2 protein-coding genes are annotated in these 1632 nt (G+C 38.4%); both read right to left on the bottom strand.

Annotated features, from left to right (window positions below; translation table 11 throughout):
* Positions 1-27 precede the first annotated feature (27 nt).
* Positions 28-1224: a hypothetical protein gene (locus H6A27_RS14295; RefSeq protein ID WP_239469722.1), complete on the bottom strand. Its 1197-nt coding sequence runs from the start codon at positions 1222-1224 to the stop codon at positions 28-30.
* 17 nt (positions 1225-1241) lie between these two features.
* Positions 1242-1466, bottom strand: coding sequence for a hypothetical protein (locus tag H6A27_RS14290; RefSeq protein WP_121767178.1), 225 nt, complete (start codon positions 1464-1466; stop codon positions 1242-1244).
* Positions 1467-1632 lie beyond the last annotated feature (166 nt).

Genomic DNA, 1632 nt, shown 5'->3' with positions numbered 1-1632 from the left:
TAGGGTGTCCAGTTTAACGTTCCCAATTTAGCCTACATTTTTAAGCTGTTTGGTACGTTCTGTAACCCAGTTTATGGACATGTGCTTCTTTGCAAAAGCATCAATGTCCTTTAGTTTAACATTACATAATCGCTCTTTGAAATTAAATGTTTTAGTGGCAGAATCGTTCTTGAGTTTTGCGTGTAACGGTATAAACAGGACAAAAGGAGTAATGCCGTACAATTTGTTTGGCGACTTTTTTTGTTTGAATACACCGAATGTTGATTCAATGATATCAGAAGAGATATTGTGTGCTTCATAAGAGCTCTTCAACTTCTCTTCTTGCTGCTTAAGGTACTCTAGAACCCTGATTCCAAACATGGCTCTACGGTTGTTTGCATTGCCTATTACGTGCTGGGTGATATATCTCTTGCACTTCTTACAGTTAGCAAGGTTAAAACCTTCTGTTTTACAGATTGTTTCTATATATTCAACTGCATCAACAGCAATTTTCAATTCAACCAACAGTTCCTTGTAGTCGGGAACAAAAGAATATGCGTCCTGCATTTCCTTTGGGAGATTGCCAAAGCAGCCAAGCATTTTGTTACCCCAGTCCACCCATGAGTTCAAATTCATGAATCTGGCAATACTACGCATATTGGGCGGTAAAAGATAAGCTTTATCTGTAAGATGATATTGCAATCTGACCTTTCCAAGAAGAGTAGTAAAATCCACAAAATCAGGCTCGTTACCATAGGCATGCTTAAAGCATGTACCCATGGCATGACTGATGTCGATATGGTGCAACAACTCTGATTGCGAAATTCCATTTGTGAGATTGTGAGCCTGATCGCTGATTACATATTCAGGTTTAGCCTTAATCTCCTTAATGGATTTCTCAATCTCTTGCTTGATGTCGTCACCTTTAAAGCTACCGCCGGATTTCATACTGACAACCGTCACATCCTCATGCTTAAGAGGTCGGCCGGGATGTTCAGCAGGAACACCAAGAATTAGAAGAAGTTTCTCTCGATTAACCATGATGCTTTCGTCAATGATATACGCAAACTTTTTGTCTGTAGGTTTGCTGTCATTCTCATAAGCGGATAATCCAAGTTTCTTCATCCAGTTCTCTACGGTGTTATAGCATGGTACTTTTCCACATTTTCCTTCAAGCACATCATTGAAGATTTCAAGTATCTTCACTACAGTGCGAAGGCCGCAGTTGGTACGAATGTAAATCAATACACAAAGCTGAACAATCAGAAGAGAGTATCTATGTCCGGGAATAGGGTCGATAACAATTTCATTTGTTCTTCGGTCACAGTCACGGTCTTTACGTCTTTTTTTTTAAGTTCCTTCCTTGTCTCCTTAAGCTTAGCCTCTTTGGCTGCTTTCTGAGATTTGAGTTTGGCATTTTCTTTACGAAGACGTTTAACCTCTTCTTCCAGGGTTTCTTTATGGGGTTTTGAATCTACTTTTTTCATTGCTTTTAGTTCTAAATTATTCAACTAAGATACTAAAAATCAATGAAATACACAAACTTTCAAAGAGCAATTTTGCTTATTAAAGCATTGAATTTAAGAGCATTGTATTAACAATAACGAGGGCGTTTTGTACTACGTTTTTAGGAACGTAGAACTGGACACCCTA

Origin of the sequence: Bacteroides caecigallinarum (assembly GCF_016902295.1) — a bacterium.
Lineage (GTDB): Bacteria > Bacteroidota > Bacteroidia > Bacteroidales > Bacteroidaceae > Phocaeicola > Phocaeicola caecigallinarum_A.
Note: the sequence above shows the minus strand (reverse complement) of the source record. Positions and strands in the feature narration are given on the sequence as shown.